The sequence below is a fragment of the Vibrio sp. B7 genome (assembly GCF_963888765.1).
In the GTDB taxonomy this organism is placed as follows: Bacteria; Pseudomonadota; Gammaproteobacteria; order Enterobacterales; family Vibrionaceae; genus Vibrio; species Vibrio anguillarum.
Genome location: NZ_CAWPKR010000027.1, coordinates 1 through 777 on the forward strand (window position 1 = coordinate 1; position 777 = coordinate 777).

Here is a 777-nt window from a genome sequence, read left to right on the forward strand (position 1 = left end):
GAGAGTTGCTTACAACATAAAACCGTTGAAATCCAATGATGCAAGAAACGACAAGAGCGATTAGCAAACAGATGCTTGCAGCCGTGGCCTGTAATCTGAAAATGCACAGTATCGCGATTTCCGCCGAACCCAACTTGGCCGCAATAGTCATCGCCATATTCGGAAGTTAAAACAAACGAATCCTCGTAGAACTGGAAGCCTTTACCACGTGGTGAGCCGTAGTTAAAACCAAGCACGTATTGAATAAAACGTCTTAACGTTTCTTGCAGGTAATCCATTGTCACTTCACGGAAGTAGCGATTATAAGCCTCAATATCATCAATCGTTTTCGCATGATGTTGTGAGAACTTAGGAGCCTCAGGAAAGTGAATACCAGAGTAGGGCGCGTCTTTTTTGCAGTGACGCAGGTCAGCCAATTTAACGGTAAAACAGAGGTAATCGATAATCACAGGTGATTGCTCGTAGTCCTCGATAAAGGTGTATTCGTTAACGGTATGGTTAACAAACTCAGGGCGTAGACCGGATTTTTTAGGGCGATACACATAGTCAGATTGTACTTTGTGACCTTGTGACTTTTTCCCGAAGACCTGAACGTTGTCCATATTAAGCTGATAAAGCATCCCTGAGCGGCAGTCAGGACAGCAGCAATTAACCGGAGATTCGTAGTTAGTACCACAGTCCATACAGGCGAATTTCATGATTCAATCCCCATGATAGCCAGACGCTCGGTCAGTGTGGTGTTGGTGATATCAACCAGCTTGTAATACAAGCCTTGAG

1 pseudogene is annotated in these 777 nt (G+C 44.4%); it reads right to left on the reverse strand.

Going from position 1 to position 777, the window contains the following annotated elements:
* Positions 1 to 698 (reverse strand): annotated as a pseudogene (locus AACV32_RS09540) (replication initiation factor domain-containing protein); the annotation flags it as partial.
* Between the last annotated feature and the right edge of the window lie 79 nt (positions 699 to 777).